The sequence below is a fragment of the Allomuricauda sp. R78024 genome, from assembly GCF_044596045.1.
Taxonomy (GTDB): Bacteria; Bacteroidota; Bacteroidia; order Flavobacteriales; family Flavobacteriaceae; genus Flagellimonas.
The window spans coordinates 1425380-1442412 of record NZ_CP138995.1; the positions used below are offsets into that span (position 1 = coordinate 1425380).

The 17033-nt window shown below is 36.8% G+C and carries 13 protein-coding genes; 3 read left to right on the forward strand and 10 right to left on the reverse strand.

What is annotated here, in order from left to right:
• Positions 1 to 37: 37 nt before the first annotated feature.
• Together SJY44_RS06330 and SJY44_RS06335 are read right to left on the reverse strand one after the other, a co-directional pair.
• Positions 38 to 226, reverse strand: coding sequence for a hypothetical protein (locus SJY44_RS06330; protein ID WP_396591734.1), 189 nt, complete (start codon positions 224 to 226; stop codon positions 38 to 40).
• A gap of 178 nt (positions 227 to 404) precedes the next feature.
• On the reverse strand, positions 405 to 2903 hold the full coding sequence (locus SJY44_RS06335) for a zinc-dependent metalloprotease (RefSeq protein WP_396591735.1): 2499 nt from the start codon (positions 2901 to 2903) through the stop codon (positions 405 to 407).
• Between the two features lie 266 nt (positions 2904 to 3169).
• On the opposite strand from SJY44_RS06335, the gene SJY44_RS06340 reads away from it, so the two are divergent.
• Both SJY44_RS06340 and SJY44_RS06345 read left to right on the forward strand, forming a co-directional pair.
• Positions 3170 to 3901 carry a hypothetical protein gene (locus SJY44_RS06340; RefSeq protein WP_396591736.1) on the forward strand — a complete coding sequence of 244 codons (732 nt, stop codon included), beginning with the start codon at positions 3170 to 3172 and terminating at the stop codon, positions 3899 to 3901.
• Between the two features lie 356 nt (positions 3902 to 4257).
• Positions 4258 to 4560: a hypothetical protein gene (locus tag SJY44_RS06345; RefSeq protein ID WP_396591737.1), complete on the forward strand. Its 303-nt coding sequence runs from the start codon at positions 4258 to 4260 to the stop codon at positions 4558 to 4560.
• Between the two features lie 72 nt (positions 4561 to 4632).
• Here the strand turns inward: SJY44_RS06345 and SJY44_RS06350 are convergent, their stop codons facing one another.
• The 6 genes from SJY44_RS06350 to SJY44_RS06375 form a co-directional block, all read right to left on the reverse strand.
• The gene (locus tag SJY44_RS06350; protein WP_396591738.1) at positions 4633 to 6063 is read right to left on the reverse strand and encodes an SLC13 family permease; all 1431 of its coding nucleotides are present in this window, start codon (positions 6061 to 6063) and stop codon (positions 4633 to 4635) included.
• A gap of 55 nt (positions 6064 to 6118) precedes the next feature.
• Positions 6119 to 6997 carry an AraC family transcriptional regulator gene (locus SJY44_RS06355; protein ID WP_396591739.1) on the reverse strand — a complete coding sequence of 293 codons (879 nt, stop codon included), beginning with the start codon at positions 6995 to 6997 and terminating at the stop codon, positions 6119 to 6121.
• Between the two features lie 26 nt (positions 6998 to 7023).
• Positions 7024 to 8079, reverse strand: coding sequence for a flavin monoamine oxidase family protein (locus SJY44_RS06360; RefSeq protein WP_396591740.1), 1056 nt, complete (start codon positions 8077 to 8079; stop codon positions 7024 to 7026).
• A 10-nt stretch (positions 8080 to 8089) separates the two neighbouring features.
• Positions 8090 to 8839: an SDR family NAD(P)-dependent oxidoreductase gene (locus SJY44_RS06365; RefSeq protein WP_396591741.1), complete on the reverse strand. Its 750-nt coding sequence runs from the start codon at positions 8837 to 8839 to the stop codon at positions 8090 to 8092.
• A 177-nt stretch (positions 8840 to 9016) separates the two neighbouring features.
• Complete coding sequence (locus SJY44_RS06370; protein WP_396591742.1) at positions 9017 to 12265, reverse strand: TonB-dependent receptor domain-containing protein; 3249 nt, start codon at positions 12263 to 12265, stop codon at positions 9017 to 9019.
• 79 nt (positions 12266 to 12344) lie between these two features.
• The gene (locus tag SJY44_RS06375; protein ID WP_298924773.1) at positions 12345 to 13493 is read right to left on the reverse strand and encodes a FecR domain-containing protein; all 1149 of its coding nucleotides are present in this window, start codon (positions 13491 to 13493) and stop codon (positions 12345 to 12347) included.
• 88 nt (positions 13494 to 13581) lie between these two features.
• Here SJY44_RS06375 and SJY44_RS06380 point away from each other — a divergent pair, with 88 nt between their 5' ends.
• The gene (locus SJY44_RS06380) at positions 13582 to 14130 is read left to right on the forward strand and encodes an RNA polymerase sigma factor (RefSeq protein WP_396591743.1); all 549 of its coding nucleotides are present in this window, start codon (positions 13582 to 13584) and stop codon (positions 14128 to 14130) included.
• A gap of 52 nt (positions 14131 to 14182) precedes the next feature.
• Here SJY44_RS06380 and SJY44_RS06385 read toward each other — a convergent pair whose 3' ends face one another.
• The gene (locus tag SJY44_RS06385; protein WP_396591744.1) at positions 14183 to 15079 is read right to left on the reverse strand and encodes a DUF6999 family protein; all 897 of its coding nucleotides are present in this window, start codon (positions 15077 to 15079) and stop codon (positions 14183 to 14185) included.
• 9 nt (positions 15080 to 15088) lie between these two features.
• Positions 15089 to 16936: a 3-oxoacyl-[acyl-carrier-protein] synthase III C-terminal domain-containing protein gene (locus SJY44_RS06390; protein WP_396591745.1), complete on the reverse strand. Its 1848-nt coding sequence runs from the start codon at positions 16934 to 16936 to the stop codon at positions 15089 to 15091.
• Positions 16937 to 17033: the final 97 nt, after the last annotated feature.

Here is a 17033-nt window from a genome sequence, read left to right on the forward strand (position 1 = left end):
TTTATAAAGCTTTTAACAATAAAATTTAGAGGGAGACCTACTCTTCCTTGTCTAAAGGATTTTCTTCGGATTTTTCAACTTTGTCGGCATCTTCAAAGTCAGCCTCAACAAATTCTTGGGATTTTAGTTGAGCTTGGAACTCATCTTCCTGTTGTATGCCATTATAGATAAAAGCGGCAACTACAAAACAGGACAAATAGATAAGACTTTTGATTTTGTAGGTCATGATACTAAGATTTGGGATTACTAAATTAGGGAAACCATTTAGCAATCTTTATGATATGTTGCGAAATGATCTTTTTTAGATGTGAAACGGTCAAAAAGTATGGTATAACCGACAAAATGCACTATTTGCCTAAAAAAGACCAATTGCAATCGTAAATTCCTACGAAATCACATAAACCTTAACTAGGATCTAGAATAGCATCAATACGCTCCAGCGCATCTTGAAGATGATATTTGCTCATTTGATCACTAATACGGCCCATTCCGTTTCTAATGTCTCTTTTCAAGTTATTCAATTCAGCTCTTGCTACAGAACGAATATCAGATTGACTGGTATTGACTACTGTGGATTTACGATAACCTCCAAAATCTGAAAGCTTTTTTTGATTTTCAGCAGTCATTAGGTATGCTAAACGATCAATATGTGCTTTTTGAAGATTCCTTCTATAGGTATCAATGGACTTCCCACTTCTTGTCTCTGACCAAATACCTTTGCGCAAATCACTCATCATATCTAACAAACGGTATGCCTTATTCCCATTTATAGCTTCGTTTTCAATAATACGCGCCATTTTACCTAAATGAAGAATGGTATTCAAATAGCGTTCTTGTGTTGCGCGAATCCGTTCAACAGAACCTGAGTATTGAATCTTATTGAAAATCTCTTGGTCGATTAGCCATTCTGGTGTTTTGAACAATTGTTCTTGCATAAAGAACATACAGTTTTTTTGATGTTCTTTATCCACATGAGTGTAAACAGCACCCTCTTGGTCAGCCGTTTTATGATATTCATAAACCCCACCAATATTATTGGAAACATGCCCCATATATCTTCTGTATTGACTCACTACTTGTCCATATAGCGTTTCTAAATCATCGTAATTCCTACCATCTTCCGTGGTCCATTCAGCCAAATTGGGAACAATTCTTTTTAGGTTTTCAATACCATATAAACTTGCCTTAATGGCATCGTCCCCTAAATCTTCTGTCTGTGAACTAGGATCATGGATATCACCCACTTGCTGATGTCCAAAACGATAATTAGGGTCATTTTCATGAGCTCGAATCCAATTGTTTAAAATTGGTTTTTCCTCTTCCGCAGATGCATTCAAAATAGGTTTGTAACCCCAGCGAATGGCATGTTTGTCATAAATACCAATGTCAGGCATAAGGGCAACCCCTTCATCTCCTGGTTGGGCCACATAGTTAAATCGAGCATAATCCATAATACTTGGTGCTGTACCAAACTTTTGCGTAAATTTCTTTGAACGGAGTGAATCTACTGGATAGGCGACACTGCTTCCCATGTTATGGGGCAACCCAAGAGTGTGTCCTACTTCGTGAGAAGAAACAAAGCGGATTAATCTACCCATAATTTCATCTTTAAATGCAACATTACGTGCTTCTGGGTTAATGGCTGCAGTTTGCACAAAGTACCAATTGCGCAATAAGGTCATTACATTATGGTACCAGTTAATATCAGATTCCAAAATCTCACCACTACGCGGGTCGCTCACATGGGGACCATTTGCATTTGGAATGGGAGAGGCCAAATACCTAACCACCGAATACCTAACATCTTCAGGCGACCATTCAGGATCTTCCTCTTTTGAAGGTGGGTCCTTGGCCAAAATTGCATTTTTAAAACCTGCTGCTTCAAAAGCAACTTGCCAATCTTCAATACCCTGTTTTATAAAAGGAATCCATTTTTTAGGTGTGGCTCGATCTACATAATATATAATGGGCTTTTTGGGTTCTACCAATTCACCTGCTTTGTACTTATCAATATCTTCATCTTTCACTTCCAATCTCCAACGGTCCAAATAACGCACAGTTTTGCTTTCTTGTGCGTCCAATCCATAATCTACTTGACCTCTTGCAAACCACCCTACACGTTCGTCAAAATAGCGACGCTTCATTGGTTTTTCGGGCAATAGAATCATAGAGTTATTTATTTCTATAGAAATGGAACCCAAACTCTGATTACTTGGTGCCGCCTTGGCCATATAGGTCTTTACATGCCGTGCTTCAATGTTTAATGGGTAACTTTTTATAGATTCCACATAACTTCTTTCTGCATCTAAGCGACTTACCTTATATCGTTTTCTATAAAATTCAGGCATGCCAATAGCATTGACATCTTTGGTAAACATGGGATCAACCTCAATAACCGTGGCTGAGTTCAATGAATCCTTCGTATTAAATGCTTTGATGTTAAAAGCAAAGAGCACAGGTTCAAAATTGGAGTTGACAACGGCCTCATGAACAGGTAGGGAATCGGCAGCAACATTTCCATATGAGACCACGCGTAATAGTACTTTTTTGGGCTTTTTTTCCCATCGCAGTACCTGGGTGTTGATTTTTCCTCCACCAAAACCAATTCCGGTGGCTGTTTTCGAAATTCTGCTCACCATTAGCATTTCGCGGTTAAATAGCGAATCTGGAATTTCATAATAGTGTTTATCATCTACTTGATGAACCTGAAAAAGGCCTTCATCAGTTTTTGCTTCTTTGGTTATGACCTTATCATAAGGTTGAATTTCTCCCTTTTTTGGTTTGGCTTCTGCTTTTTGCTCGGTGTTTTTCTTTTTCTTTTTGAAAAGTTGGGCCTCTGTAGTTTGAAAAGTGCCAACCAAAAAAATAAGTACTAAGACTTTTGGAAGTAATTTTTGAATCATTTTTAATCAATTTGATTTGCTCAATGCGATCAAAGAACCTAAAAAACGTGAAAACAGACTGTTAAATAATTATTAACTCTCACTTTTTTTCTAAAGAAGGCCAACCTTTGGGAGTATTGCGTTTTACTGGTGCTTTCCGTTGAAACCCCACCTATAGCTGGGCTAAGAGAAAATATTTTTTTCCAAAAAAAAACAAAAAGCTGTAACAATTTAAAATTTGGGTAGTCTTATAAGCATATTACATCAATCAAAAAATTCAATCAAAAATGAACAAGTTATTAATGATTTACGGATGTGTACTATTAGGTAGTCCCGCCGTAGCAGAAGACCAACAAAGTACTACAACTGTTGTAGAAGCCAAAACAGAAACAGTTAGTACGTTTGAGAACAATTTTACAGTATTGAACCTCAATACTGAGTTAAGTGAGACAACTTCAAGATTTTACGGTACAGTAAATGAGGAGTTCTTTGAGTTAAATTTGAACGAAATTGAGTTTGTAGAAGAAGAATCGGAAATCGATTTAGGTTTTAACACCTCTGATTACCTTCCTAAGGATTTTAATCCGTATGAAACTTATTTTGATTTGAATTCCCTCATATACATCGAAGACGAAACCGAATTGAAGCTAGACTTCAATGCTAGTGACTATTTACCAGAAGGTTTTGATCCTTATACAGAAAGTGTAGATGTACATTCTATCAATTATGTTGAAGATGAGGATTTGAATCTAGGGTTTAACACATCTGATTATCTTCCTGAAGGATTCTCACCTTATGAAGCGTATATAGATTTAAACGCCATTCCTTACATTGAGGAAGAAGTGGATTTAAACTTGGGGCTGAACAGAAAGTATTCTTTACCAAAAGGTTTTGATCCTTATACAGACTTGGTAGAGGTAAGTTCCATCAACTTTATTGAAGAAGAAGAAATGAACTTAGGTTTTGATACTGCTGAGTATCTACCTAAAAACTTTGACCCGTATACAAGGGCAAACTAAGTAGGATGTTTTATTTTCATTTTACAAATTTTTGAGTTAGTTAGTTATGAAAAGCCCTCACCAGAGGGCTTTTTGTATATAGGTTGTTTTCTTTTGCCTAGTAAATTCATCGATTAAAAGTGCTTAACAAAAAAATAACACTAAAATCGACGAAGTGTAAATGGTAATAAAACCGTTTTAGAGCTATCAATCTGATAATATTTGAAGCTCTGGGCTAACAGTTTGCTAATTCCGGTAAGTGGGAATTAACAATTCGATGACACCACTGTTTTTAAGGGCTTGTTAATAAAAAACCAATTATAATAATGCTCACTTTTTGTGGTTTTATCTTTGTTGTAAATTAAAAAACGACAGTTATGAAATACAAGAATTATATATTGACAGCACTTGGATTTGCCTTATTGGCATTTAATGCAAATGCCAAATCATTGGCCACATTGGATGAAGATTTTGATATAAGCAAAGTCATTTTCATTGAAGAGGACCAAGATTGGGAACTAGGGTTTGATACCACCAAATACCTACCTGAAAACTTTGACCCCTACAGTGGGGATTTTTCAGTAAAAGCTATCAATTTTGTGGACGAATGTGATGAAATTGAATTAGGATTTGAAACCGCTGGATACTTACCAGAAGATTTTGATCCCTATACAAGGTAAGTTAGTTTCTTACTATTTTTTGAGTTAGTTAGTTTGTCAGGAGCCTTTCCAATTTGGGGAGGCTCTTTTATTTTAGAACAATAATGGTATCACAAACTGAAAGACAAGAATTAAAAGTGCTACGGAGATAAGATTCAAAATAATGCCCACTCTGGCCATTTGAGGAACCTTTACATATCCACTAGCAAAAACAATGGCATTTGGCGGTGTGGCCATGGGTAACATAAAAGCGCAACTACTGGCAATGGTTACTGGAATCAATAGATAAAGTATTGGAATTTCAAGACCAATAGCTATACCTGCAACAACAGGTGCCAAGACAGCAACAAGTGCTACGTTACTCATGAGTTCTGTCATAAAAAGCATTAAAAGAATTAGAAGTGATGCAGTCAAAAGAATGCTGATATCACTGCTTGCAATTGCGATAGCCACCATATCCACAATCCCACTAGATGACATTCCTTTTGCCAGTGCCAGTCCACCTCCAAACAATATTAAAATACCCCAGGCAAGTTGAGAGGTGTCCTTCCATTGGATTATGAAATCTCCCTTTCTTAAATTGTATGGAACGGCAAAAAGAGTAATTGCCGCAAAAATACTGATCATGGTATCCGTAAGACCAAGACCAGGGAAAATATTATTGATTAATGTCCTAAAAATCCATAAGAAAACGGTAATTCCAAAAATGACCAGGACCATTTTTTCTTTCCTAGAGGTAGGACCTAACTTTTGAAGCTCAGCTTGAATAACTTCCTTAGATGCATTGAATTTTAAATCCCGATTTGGGAACATCCATTTTACTAAGACCAAATAACTAATGCCAATCATAATAATTGAAAAAGGCAATCCCAGCGTCATCCATTTTAAAAAAGAAATCTGAGTGTTATATTCATTTTCCAAAAGCCCAATTAGAATCGAATTTGGTGGGGTACCAATCACGGTAGCTATTCCTCCCGCGTTTGCGGAGAAAGCAATGCCCAACATAACACTAAGAGCAAAATTCTGGTCGTTTTTAGTAAAGCCGTCTTCGTCATCAACCAACAAATTGATGACAGAAAGGGCAATGGGTAACATCACAACGGTACTGGCCGTATTGCTTATCCACATGCTTAATGATGCTGTGGCAATCATAAAGCCGAGAATGACTTTATTTGGTGTGGTGCCTGTTAAGCGTATAATATTTAATGCTATGCGTTTGTGCAAGTTTACTTTCTCTAGGGCCAATGCCATTACAAATCCACCAAAGAATAGAAAAACAATGGGACTTCCATAATTTGCACCTACTTCGGCAATGGGCAATATTTTAAGCAGAGGAAAAAGTAATAAAGGTAAAAGTGCGGTTACTGAAATGGAAACAGCTTCAGTTATCCACCAAATCAACATCCAAACTGCTACTGCAATAACAGGGTCGCCTTTTTGAGAGACAATGTCAAACGGTAAATTGCTTAAAATAAGAAAGACAATGGGGCCGGCAATAAGGCCTACTTTTTTACTCAATCTCAAAAAGTTTTAATCAGGCCTAAACTAAGGCTTTTTGGTAGAATAAAAAAGGGGGTATTTATTCTAAAGTGCCACGATATTTATTTGGAGTGACCGAAACATATCTTTTAAAATATTTTATGAAGTATGAAGGGTCATCGAAACCCACTCGGAAAGCAACTTCTCCTATTTGTAAAGTGGTGAATCTTAGTAACCGCTTTGATTCTAAAATTACACGTTCTGAAATAAGTTGAGCTGGAGATTTATTTGCGACAGTCTTTGTGATGGTGGTTAATGTTTTAGAAGAAATATGAAGCAAATTGGCGTAGTCACTTACAGAAAGACCATTCTTGTAATTTTCCTCTATAAGTTCTTTAAACTTGAAAAATTGAAGCTCATATGGACTTGTAAATTCTAATTTCCCATCTAAATCTTTAAGATGGGCGCGTTCAAGATTTATTAAAAGGCACTTTAGTAAAAACCTAACAATATTTTCAAAACCAAAGCGGTTTCTTTTGTCAAGTTCATTTAGAATTAAAGCCATATAATTTTTTGCTGTTTTTATGGCTTCAAAATCCATGGCATAGCATGGGTTTTGTTGTGTTTTAAAGATGTTGTATTTCAAAAAAATATCAACATCAGTATGCATAAAAAAACTTTCATTGAAGTGTATAAGCCAACCGGGAACATCCAGATTATCATCAAAATAATGGATTTGATCTTTAGAGATAAATAGGATGGTATTTTCGTTAATATCGTACGTTTTAAAATCTACGGTATGTGTTCCTCCTTTTTTGAAAAACCATATCACCTGATAATAACTATGCGAATGTGGAGTAGCTGCTTTTTCAATATTTTTGGCACGATACTCTTTTAGGTCATATACCTCAAACTGTAGTTTTTTTGGATTTGCTTTATGCAGATGATATTGCGCTATTTTTGCCAAATTGTCCCTCACGTATTTTAATGCTATTTCATCTAAAATTAGACCAATTCTTTGTTTAACAACTTTTTGGCAGCATTTAATCCGCTATGGACCGCGCCATCTAAGTAGCCGCCATATACGGGAGAAGTTTCAGTGCCAGAAAACAGCAGTTTACCGTTATAATGCCATTGTCTGAAAACTTCATGTCCATATTGGGGACTCATATATACCGACTTTAAGTTTTCACAAGATGTTTGTCGATCTTTTGACCAATCCTTTTCAAAATAGGCTGCATAGTTTTTAACCTCTTCACCCAAATACTTTCCCAGGTAACTTAAAATCCTTTCTTTTCTTATTTCGGCCTTAGTATCCCTTAATCCTTCATTGACAAAACCCATGAGAGCAAAGATATTCTCCTGATAGTTACAATGATCATACAATTCTATAACGGGTCCTACTTGACCTATAACTGTGCCTGAAAAGTCTTTTTCTTTCCAAAATGGTTGATCAAATAGAATACCCACTTTAATGGCATTACTCATCCATGTATGGGTAGATTTCATTGTTTGAAGCAGGTTCTCGGGTAACTTTGGGCTAAAATCGATTCCTGATGCCAGTTTGGGTGGTATGGTAATGATAACTTTCTCTGCGGAATAAGTTTTATTTTCAGTTGCTAAGGTAAGAGTGTCTTGGCCTTCAACAATGTTAGTGACTATTGAATTGAGATGAATTTTATCGACTAATACACTGGCAAGTTTGTTGATGATAGCAATAGAACCATCGGCAATTCGATATGCCGATGGTCCGTTATGTTGATTTTCAAAATAGTGCGCGGGAGCCATGGTATTGTACACCAGCACACTTTTACCTTTACTATATTGCTCAAACTTATTGATGGACAAATCATCTAGCAATTTAGATAAATTGGTGTGATGGTCTTGAAACCAGGTTGCCCCCAAATCGATACCGTTCTTTGTATGGATTCTACCCCCAATGCGATCTCTAGCTTCTAAAATGATAAAATCCTTCTCACCGTTTTCAATTAGAGCGTAAGCTGTGGTCAAACCAGATAATCCAGCTCCTACAATGATATATTTTGAATGTATTGTTTTCAAAAAGACAAATTTAATTTCTTCCAGACATTACACCACCATCGATATCCCAAATAGCACCGGTAACCCAAGAAGCCTTATCAGAAAGCAAAAAGGAAATAGTATTGGCCACATCTTCTGCACGACCATTTCTGCCTATTGGATGGAATGCGTGAAAACTTTGAAGCGCGTCATTTGCCTCTTGTTTACCTCCAAATACACTCTCATAAACTGGAGTCTCAACTACCGCTGGTGATACCGCATTCACACGAATTTTATGGTCTGCCAATTCCATGGCCAGATGTTGTGTTAAACTATGTAATCCTGCCTTTTGCATGGAATATGCAGAAGAAGGTGTGGTTTTCACAGATTGTTTGGCCCACATTGAACCTACGTTAACGATAGATCCACCTTCTGTTGCTGCCATTTTTTTCGCAGCAGTTTGGGTAATGAAAAAGAAACCTCTATTTAAATCCAAATATGAATCATAATCAGATTCCGTATGGTCTAAAAATGGCTTTGGGCCAAAAATACCCGATGCGTTGACCAAATAATCCAGATTGTCCCAACCTTCAATTGTACTTTGCAAAGCATCTACTTGAGTTTTGTTGGTTATATCTACTTTGTGAGTTACCAAATTACCATTGGCTTCACTTTTAAATGAGTTCAACTTAGTATCATTAGTACCTACTACATGTACTTCAATACCTTTATTTAAAAGGTTTTGCGCGGTTGCTTTCCCAATTCCACTACTGCCTCCTATTATTAATGCTCTTTTTTTCATTTTAATTTGATTTTTAAATAATTACAGAGCAAAATTATACCACCCTAATCCGCTATTTAAGCCATAAAAAGAGAACAAGTGGTAATTTTGGGAAACTGTTCGTTTTAAATAAAGAAACCTTCCGGTTAAGGAAGGTTTTTTTGATAAACTAAACTTGACTAATTAAAATATAAAGAACTATAAACTCAATCTTAATCTTGCAAAAAGAAAACGGCCACTATATCCAAATTGAGACGTTCTTCTTGAATACACAAATTGGTCTCCTGAGGTACCTCCCTCTCTATTTTCATCTGGGTAAACATCAAAAAGGTTATTGGCCCCAATGGTTAATGAAAGGTTATCAGTGAATGTTTTTGTCACTGTAAGATCGGTAATCAGTTTTCCAGCATAAATGGCATCATCACTAACGGTGGTGCCTTCTACGCGGGCATCTCCATTAAAATCGTCAGGATCGGTAACCTCTCCGAAGTATACATTTCTTAATAGAAAATCCCAGGTATTTAAAGAAACCAGATTGGTCAGATTCAATTTTGTTCTTGGTTGGGCCAGGGTTAAAAATGCTTCTTCTTGACCATCAAAGAAAGACCCAGTTAGTCCGGCATTTTCTATGAGTTCTGGAACAAAAATGTTTTCAACTTCTGTTTTGTTGAAAGTGGCCGCTAAATCATTTTTTAATATGGCATCTCCCAAGTTTGTTTTATGGGAAAGAACAATATCCAAACCTGAAGATTTAGTGTCAATGGCATTTACAAAGAATCGAGCACTAGTAGCTCCAGCAGACGCAAAAATTGATGTAAGTTCAGGATCACCGCCGTTTCCGAAGCTTCCGCTATACACAATACGGTCGTCAATATAAATTAGGTATCCATCAACCGTGATTGAAAAGTCGCCAAAATTACCTGTTAACCCTGCGCTAAAACTATTGGAAGTTTCCTCTCTTAACTTATCAATACCGATAAGTGTAGCTGCCCTACTGTCATTGGTGAAAGTTCCTTGTTCAAAAGGCACATTATCCACAAATACCGTACTTGTTCTACTAAAAAACTGTTGGTGCAATGATGGTGCCCTAAAACCAGAACTGCTTGCTGCTCTTAACGCAAGATTTTCTGTGAGCTTTAATCTTGTGGCCAGTTTGTAGTTGAAGGTGCTCCCAAAGTCCGAATAATTTTCATACCTACCCGCTAAACTTAGCAACCAGTTTTCGGTAAAGTCTGCTTCAAAATCAGCATAAAGGGAGATATTGTTCCTGAATTTTTCTGTTGCATTACCAGGGTCGTACCCACGGAAAACTTGAGACCCTCCACCCAATGGTGCGCCGGTAAAATTGTTTCTTACCAGTTGATCGTCTGGAGTTACGCTATTTACAGGATTTCCATTGATATCAAAGCTGGTGTATGATGACTCTTCTCCAGCTATAATTTCATACTTTTCAACCTTGTATTCAGCTCCAAAAGCAACGTTGAATCCTTCAAAAATATCTTCATGGAACCTGCTAAAATCCAAATTAGTTGTATTCTGTGAAAAGCTTAGTCCACCAGCATCAAAAATACGTGGAGTAGCAACACCTAAGGTTCCATTACTAGAGTTTCCTACCGTAATATCAAATGTATTTCTACCATAGGTATTTGAAAAATCCACATCCCACTCATTTACTTTTCCTTTAATTCCGATGGCAAGGGATTGATCTAGAATATCCGTCCCAATACTGGGTAAAAAGCCATTCGGGAATGCAGGAGTATTGGCACGACCATCACCTTGTGCAGGTCTTCTATAGAATCCTGAAGCTAATCCTTGACGATAGCTTATTCCCCCGAAGCCATATACCTCTGTTGTTTCTGAAACCGGGATTGAAAGGTTTGCAAAGAATTTCCCTTCTCTTAGTCTTGACGTACCTACTTTAAACCTAAAATCTTTTCGTGTTAGTCCGCGGGCAGAAAGTTCATCCTCATCGGCATCAAAACCTAACAAACCACGAAATGTGGTAACATCGGTTTCATCATTTAGATTTAGACCTGCAATTTGATCCTTAACACCTTGATCAAGATAACCAATGCCTTGCGCAGCATTGGCATAGTCCTGCAAGGTCATATCGGCTACCGTTCCTCCACCAGCGGCAAAAACACGCTCTGCTCCATGAAACCCTTGAAAAATGTCACCTGCGTAATCCTTGTTTCTTAGTGCAGGTTCTCTAGTGGAAAGGGAACCGGTAAAATTAATATACCCACGATCTCCGATCGGAAGTCCAAAATTGGCATCTAGTTGAAATTTTTCACCATCACTTCCTCCTTCAAATTGATTGCTATTTTCACTAAAATTTGCTCCAGAGGTCAATGAAAGATCAAGCTTACCGGTTGATTTTTTAAGCACAATGTTGATGACTCCGGCAATGGCATCTGAACCATATTGGGCCGCTGCTCCATCTCTAAGCACTTCTATACGTTGAATGGCTGCTACGGGGATAGCGTTCATATCTGTTCCTACACTTCCTGCACCAACAGTTCCATTTACATTTATGAGAGCTGAGTTATGTCTTCTTTTTCCGTTGATCAACACCAATACTTGATCTGGACCTAAGCCACGAAGTGAAGCGGGGTCAACATGATCTGTACCATCTGATACTGTTTGCGATTGTGAGGTAAAAGAAGGCGCAACATAGTTCAATATTTCATTTACACTAACCTGTGGTCCTTGATTGGCAATAGTGGCCATATCAATTACATCCACTGGAACGGTAGTTTCGGTTGCTGTTCTGTTAGGGTTTCTGGACCCTACTACAACCACATCATCCAATCGGGCAGCGTCTTCCAGAAGGACTATCGCGACTGTAGACTGTCCATTCAGTGAGACTTCAGTTGTCTTGAAACCAAGATAGGAGATGACCAGGATGGCATTTTCGTCATCAATTTCTAGAGTGAAATTACCATCAAAGTCTGCTTGTGAACCATTTGTGGTGCCTTTCACCAAGACATTTGCCCCGGGCAATGGGTTGCCATCACTGTCCTTAACCGAGCCTCTTACTTGCTGTTGTTCATTGACAGGGTAGATGGAACTTTTATCCAACGACTGTTTTTTAAGTACAATCTGATTTCCATTTATGGAATAATCCAGTTTTTCTTGTTTCGAGAGCCTATCCAAAACTGCGAATATCTTTTCGTCTGATGCGGTCAATGAGGTTTTTTTGGTATCGTTGATTTCGTTCATATTATAGAAGAAATTGTAACCAGATTGTTTTTTTATCTCATTTAAAATATCCTTTAATGGAACATTTTCAAATTCAAAATGGACTTTCCTCTGCGAGTAAATATCACTGGCAGTAAGCTGACAAATAATGAATAAAGTGAGAAAAAAACTTAACTTCATTTTTAAGGTCAATTTTGTACAGGCCACCAAGAAAAAGGGTGACTTGAAAACCATGTTTTTTTTCATAATTTTGAGTGTTTGATTGTTAGTGATAATTCTTGTTAGCGATCTAATATGGGGGGAGGTGCTGCAACACCTTCCCTTTCTATTTTAAAATGGTGATTACATTGTTCTCTATTTTATAGGTAAATGGTGTACTGGAAGCTATTGTATTTAAAATAGTCTCTATGCGTTCGTTCTCAAATTCTCCTGTAAACATCTCGTTATTTAAGCTTTCAACCTTGTTGACAATTGAAACATTGTGAGCTCTTTCCAATTTGCGCAGGATTTGTTCAAAAGATAAATTGTCTATGATCAATCTGTTTTCCATCCAACTGGTATAAGTACGTACATCAACCTTTTGTTTGGTCAAAGTGCCGTTCTGTTTTATAAATGCAGCTTGATAGCTGGGGCTAAGATGAATTTTTGTATCAGGGTTAGAGTTCTCATAAACATTTACAGAACCCTCTACCAAGGTAGTAGAGATTTCACCATCAGATTTATAAGCGGATACGTTGAATTGTGTTCCCAGAACTTTGATGTCCACGTTTTCTGCATTAACAATAAAAGGCCTTTTTTCATCTTTGGTAACATCAAAATAGGCTTCGCCTTCTAAATAAACCATGCGATTTTGGGCAGATGTATTTAAGTTTTTTGGAAACCGCAGTCTAGATCCTGAATTTAACCAAACCTTTGTACCGTCAGAAAGTGTTATCCTGAATTTTTGACCATAAGGGATATAAACTTCGTTGAAAACTATATTATCATCAGATGGATTTGCTATTTGACTAAAATCCAACCCGGTTGATTCTTTTTCTGCTATAACATTGCCTTTCTTGTCAGTAAGTACTTTTCTGTTATCCGCCGCTATTACTTGTTTCGTTCCATCTGCAAGCGTAATTACTATTTGATTGGATAGACTGTTTACCAGCGTTGATTCAGAATTACCTTTATTATTAAACTGGGAGACATATATAAAACTAGCAGTAGCTAAGAGGCCTATAAAAAGAGCTGCATAACGAACCAAGTGAAGTTTTTTTCTTCTTATGACCCTACCTTTATCCACAGCAATCATGAATTCTTTAAAAGCATCTTTTCCATCAAAGTGATGGTGTAAATTATTTTCCGACCTATTTTTTATCTCTTTTTTAAAAGTATTTAGGTTTTCCTTGTTGGCCAGCACCCACTTTTTTAATCGCTTTCTTTCGTTAGCGGAAATAGTTCGGTTTAAAAATTTCTCAATTAAATCTTGCATTTTTGATAGTCTTACATCTCTATGATACGAATTTGACAAAAAACCCCTACTTTTTTTATAAATTTTATACTTTAGCCTATATTTTTTTATGATGAACGAAAAAATACTTGTAGAAAATTTAAAGAAAGGTGACGTATCTGCCTATGAGTATTTGTTCAATGAATACTATGATTGGCTGTGTAATTATATCTTTAAACTAAGCGGTAATAGAAGCCTTTCCAAGGATATTGTTCAAGAGACAATGATTAAGATTTGGGAAAAGAAACATCAGATAACCATCCGAGAATCGCTTAAGGCATATCTCTTTAAATCATGTCATAATCAATTTTTACTTCAACTAAGAAAAGACAAAAAGAAACCAGATCTTTTAGATAGAATTCGATGGGAGACGATTTACGACAGCTATTTTGAACTTAAGGAAGATGATGATCTTATAAGAGCTAGCTATAACAAACTGGAAGAACTCATTGATAAGTTGCCGCCAAAATGCAAGGAGATTTTTATCATGAACAAGTTGGAGCGCAGAAAGTATAGGGAAATCGCAGAGGATATGGGTATTTCCATCAAAACTGTGGAGAATCAAATGTCCAAGGCCTTACGGATAATTAGAGAGAATGCTTCGGTGCTTTTATTTTAATAGAATCTAAAACTAATTCTATTTTTTGAGCGTCAATTTCTGGATTTATTGTTTAAACCGCTACAGGTGTTACTATGCCATCTTTGGAGCGACCTAGTTTAATATTCACCAATATTTCATGTAAAGTTTCGGTAGCAAGCCCATGAAGCACTAAGCGATATGCGGCGGTATATGTGGAAGTTGGTACCATGGGGTGTTTGTTGTTAACTAGCCCTAAATGCCCTGGTGTTCCCAATATTTGAGTTGTATAAATTGCAACGGTTTCGTCTAATTGTAAAGAATTGGAAGCCCTTACAAAATCATTTGCGGTGAGAAAAAGTTGGTAAAAGGGGGTAAACAATTCTATGGCAGATCTTAAATCAAGGACGTTTGTCCATTTCTTTGGAAATTCAATATGCTTAAATTGATTTTCAGAAACCATACTTAGATTTAATGTATCCTGCTTTTGTAGTACCAATCCTTTTTCTTTCAATTCACTATTCAGCTTAATTACAAAATTGTACAGGTTTAAATCATGATTTAAGAAAAGATCATCTTTAACGTCATTAAAATCATAAGGCTTTAAAGGACTTGTGGTAACTTGAATCCCATCTACATTTTTAGCGACAAATTCCAATATTTCACTTCCTGCATGAAAATGACGAAAAATCAATAGATTGGCATCTGGGCTAACAAACCGCTTTAATCCCCACGCCAATATTCTATGGAGGGCCTTGGAAGAATTAAAGAATTTTGGAAAGAAAAACTTAAAAATATGAATAAAGAACATTGAAATTTTTGACCAAAACTTGATAAAAGGAAGCAGATACCTAGTGGATTTACTGTTGTTATCGCGCATTAAGGCCTGCTTGGTCAAAATATTAATCGGGATACTACTGTCCAGATACATTGCCAACCAAGGGTTGGGGTCTCTGGTATCATGATTTTTTATGTCAAATTGATTATCCATAGCTGTAAATTAATAATTACCCAGTTCTTTTAACTGCAAATGATACAATAGTGCTGTAGTTTTTGCTGTTTTGGCAATTTGCCTTGCCAGCTCCATATTCATTAAGGGGTGGTTCAAGGCTTCTTCCAAATGATGAAAATGATTTTCATCTGCCACACCATGATAGGTTAAAAATGAAACCTGATTGTCTTCAAGTTTGAGTTGATCCTGAATTAGGTTTCCCCAATATCCTGCAAGCCGCTTTCCAATGCCCTCAATAATGAACATTGCGCCTAATAGATCAATTGGATTTGGACTACTTGCTCTCTGAAACATAAAGGAGGACAAAGCCGCACTTCCAATGTTTTTCTCTCCAAGTTGAATTTTTTCCAAAGACTCACCAAGAGCTACATAGTTTTTTTCCAAGAGCTGATAGTCTTTGTGTTCTGTGGCGGTATGTTTTATAAAAGCAGATCTAAGTTCAAATAAAGAAATATCGATATTGGAAGCTGCTCTAGAAATCCATTGAGAACCATCAATGACCTGTTGTCTTAGATCAAACAAAAGCAATTTGTAGTTTTCAATACTAAGAGTTCCCTGATGAATCTGCTTAACAATGGGAATTTCCAATAGTTTGTTTTCAAAATCAATCCAAATTTGGGTCAACTGTCTAACCAGCCATTCTGATGTTGGATTCCTGTCTATATTAAGACCTGGAGCCTCTACTTTTCTAATTGAATATTTGGGAGCTATTTTTTTTGCATTCCCAACCACTTTGAGTTTCATGAAAGAAGTTATAAACCTGCCGCTTTCCGGAACCATACATATAATGGTATCGCCTTCCTTCAAATTACCGGAGTACATCAATTCTTCAAGCATTATAAACATTGATGCTGAACCAGTATTGCCTTTACTGGTTAAGTTGCTAAACCATTTTTCTTCAGGAATATTGGCCCCGCCTTTTTTTAAAAGGTCTATTATGGGTTGTTTAAAATAAAGGGATGAGTAATGGCAACAAAACCAATCAATTTCCTCAGTGATTATTTTATCCTGATCAATTAAATTGAAGTAGTGGGACACCCCCACTTCAATAACCTTGTTTAAAAGCCTGGTATTTTGTTTCAAATTAATTGCACCATCTTTTGAAGCAGTTTCATAATCAGGATAATCTAGCCACCCTTTTACAAAATTATCCTTGCCCATGGCGCCAACATACATACAAAGCGGATTCTCATTTGCGTAAGATTTTATATCTATCCACTCTATCTTTAGGGAAAGCCCTTTGGTGTTTTGTTTATTTTCCAGAACCATTGCACCGGCACCATCAGATAACATCCATCTTAAAAAATCGGTATCGAAAGGGATAGATTTTTGTTCTTGCCCTTCAAACCTTGATGCTTTAAAAAGCCTGCTGGCAAACTCACTTCCAACGCAAAGTGCATTTTCTTTTTCATTTGCTTTAATTTGAGAATAGGCACTTTTAATGGCCATCATTCCGCTTGCGCAAACACTCTGAAAACTGGCTAACTCGCAATGAGTAGTACCTAGTTCTGCATGCACCAAACTAGCAAAACCTGGTACAGGGAGGTCGCCTTGGGTAGTGCCTGCGGAAATCATTTGTACATCTTGATTAAGTACGCTACTTTTTTTAAGAGCAGCTTTACATGCCATTCCAGCTAATTGGGCATTGGAGTGGGTGCTTTTCTGATTTTCATCCAAGGCATAGTACCTATTCTCAATTCCATTCTGACTTAGGATTCTTGATTTGACTCTGCTTTCCTTACCATGTATTTTCCCCAGATAATCTTCCATTTCTTCATTAGAAATTGGATTGTTTGGCAGATAAACTCCTAGGGCATTGATATAAACTTCCTCCATAAATTTGATGATGAATCTTATGACAAGATAGGACTATTGCATAAAACAAAAAGGGTTTGTTCGGTAGTCTTCTCTATTCTGCTGCTACCTTCTGTAA

Excerpts from the sequence above, each read along its gene's own strand:
- SJY44_RS06330 (WP_396591734.1), bottom strand. The coding sequence starts at position 226 with ATGACCTACAAAATCAAAAGTCTTATCTATTTGTCCTGTTTTGTAGTT.
- SJY44_RS06335 (WP_396591735.1), bottom strand. The coding sequence starts at position 2,903 with ATGATTCAAAAATTACTTCCAAAAGTCTTAGTACTTATTTTTTTGGTT.
- SJY44_RS06340 (WP_396591736.1), top strand. The coding sequence starts at position 3,170 with ATGAACAAGTTATTAATGATTTACGGATGTGTACTATTAGGTAGTCCC.
- SJY44_RS06345 (WP_396591737.1), top strand. The coding sequence starts at position 4,258 with ATGAAATACAAGAATTATATATTGACAGCACTTGGATTTGCCTTATTG.
- SJY44_RS06365 (WP_396591741.1), bottom strand. The coding sequence starts at position 8,839 with ATGAAAAAAAGAGCATTAATAATAGGAGGCAGTAGTGGAATTGGGAAA.
- SJY44_RS06370 (WP_396591742.1), bottom strand. The coding sequence starts at position 12,265 with ATGAAAAAAAACATGGTTTTCAAGTCACCCTTTTTCTTGGTGGCCTGT.
- SJY44_RS06375 (WP_298924773.1), bottom strand. The coding sequence starts at position 13,493 with ATGCAAGATTTAATTGAGAAATTTTTAAACCGAACTATTTCCGCTAAC.
- SJY44_RS06380 (WP_396591743.1), top strand. The coding sequence starts at position 13,582 with ATGATGAACGAAAAAATACTTGTAGAAAATTTAAAGAAAGGTGACGTA.
- SJY44_RS06385 (WP_396591744.1), bottom strand. The coding sequence starts at position 15,079 with ATGGATAATCAATTTGACATAAAAAATCATGATACCAGAGACCCCAAC.
- SJY44_RS06390 (WP_396591745.1), bottom strand. The coding sequence starts at position 16,936 with ATGGAGGAAGTTTATATCAATGCCCTAGGAGTTTATCTGCCAAACAAT.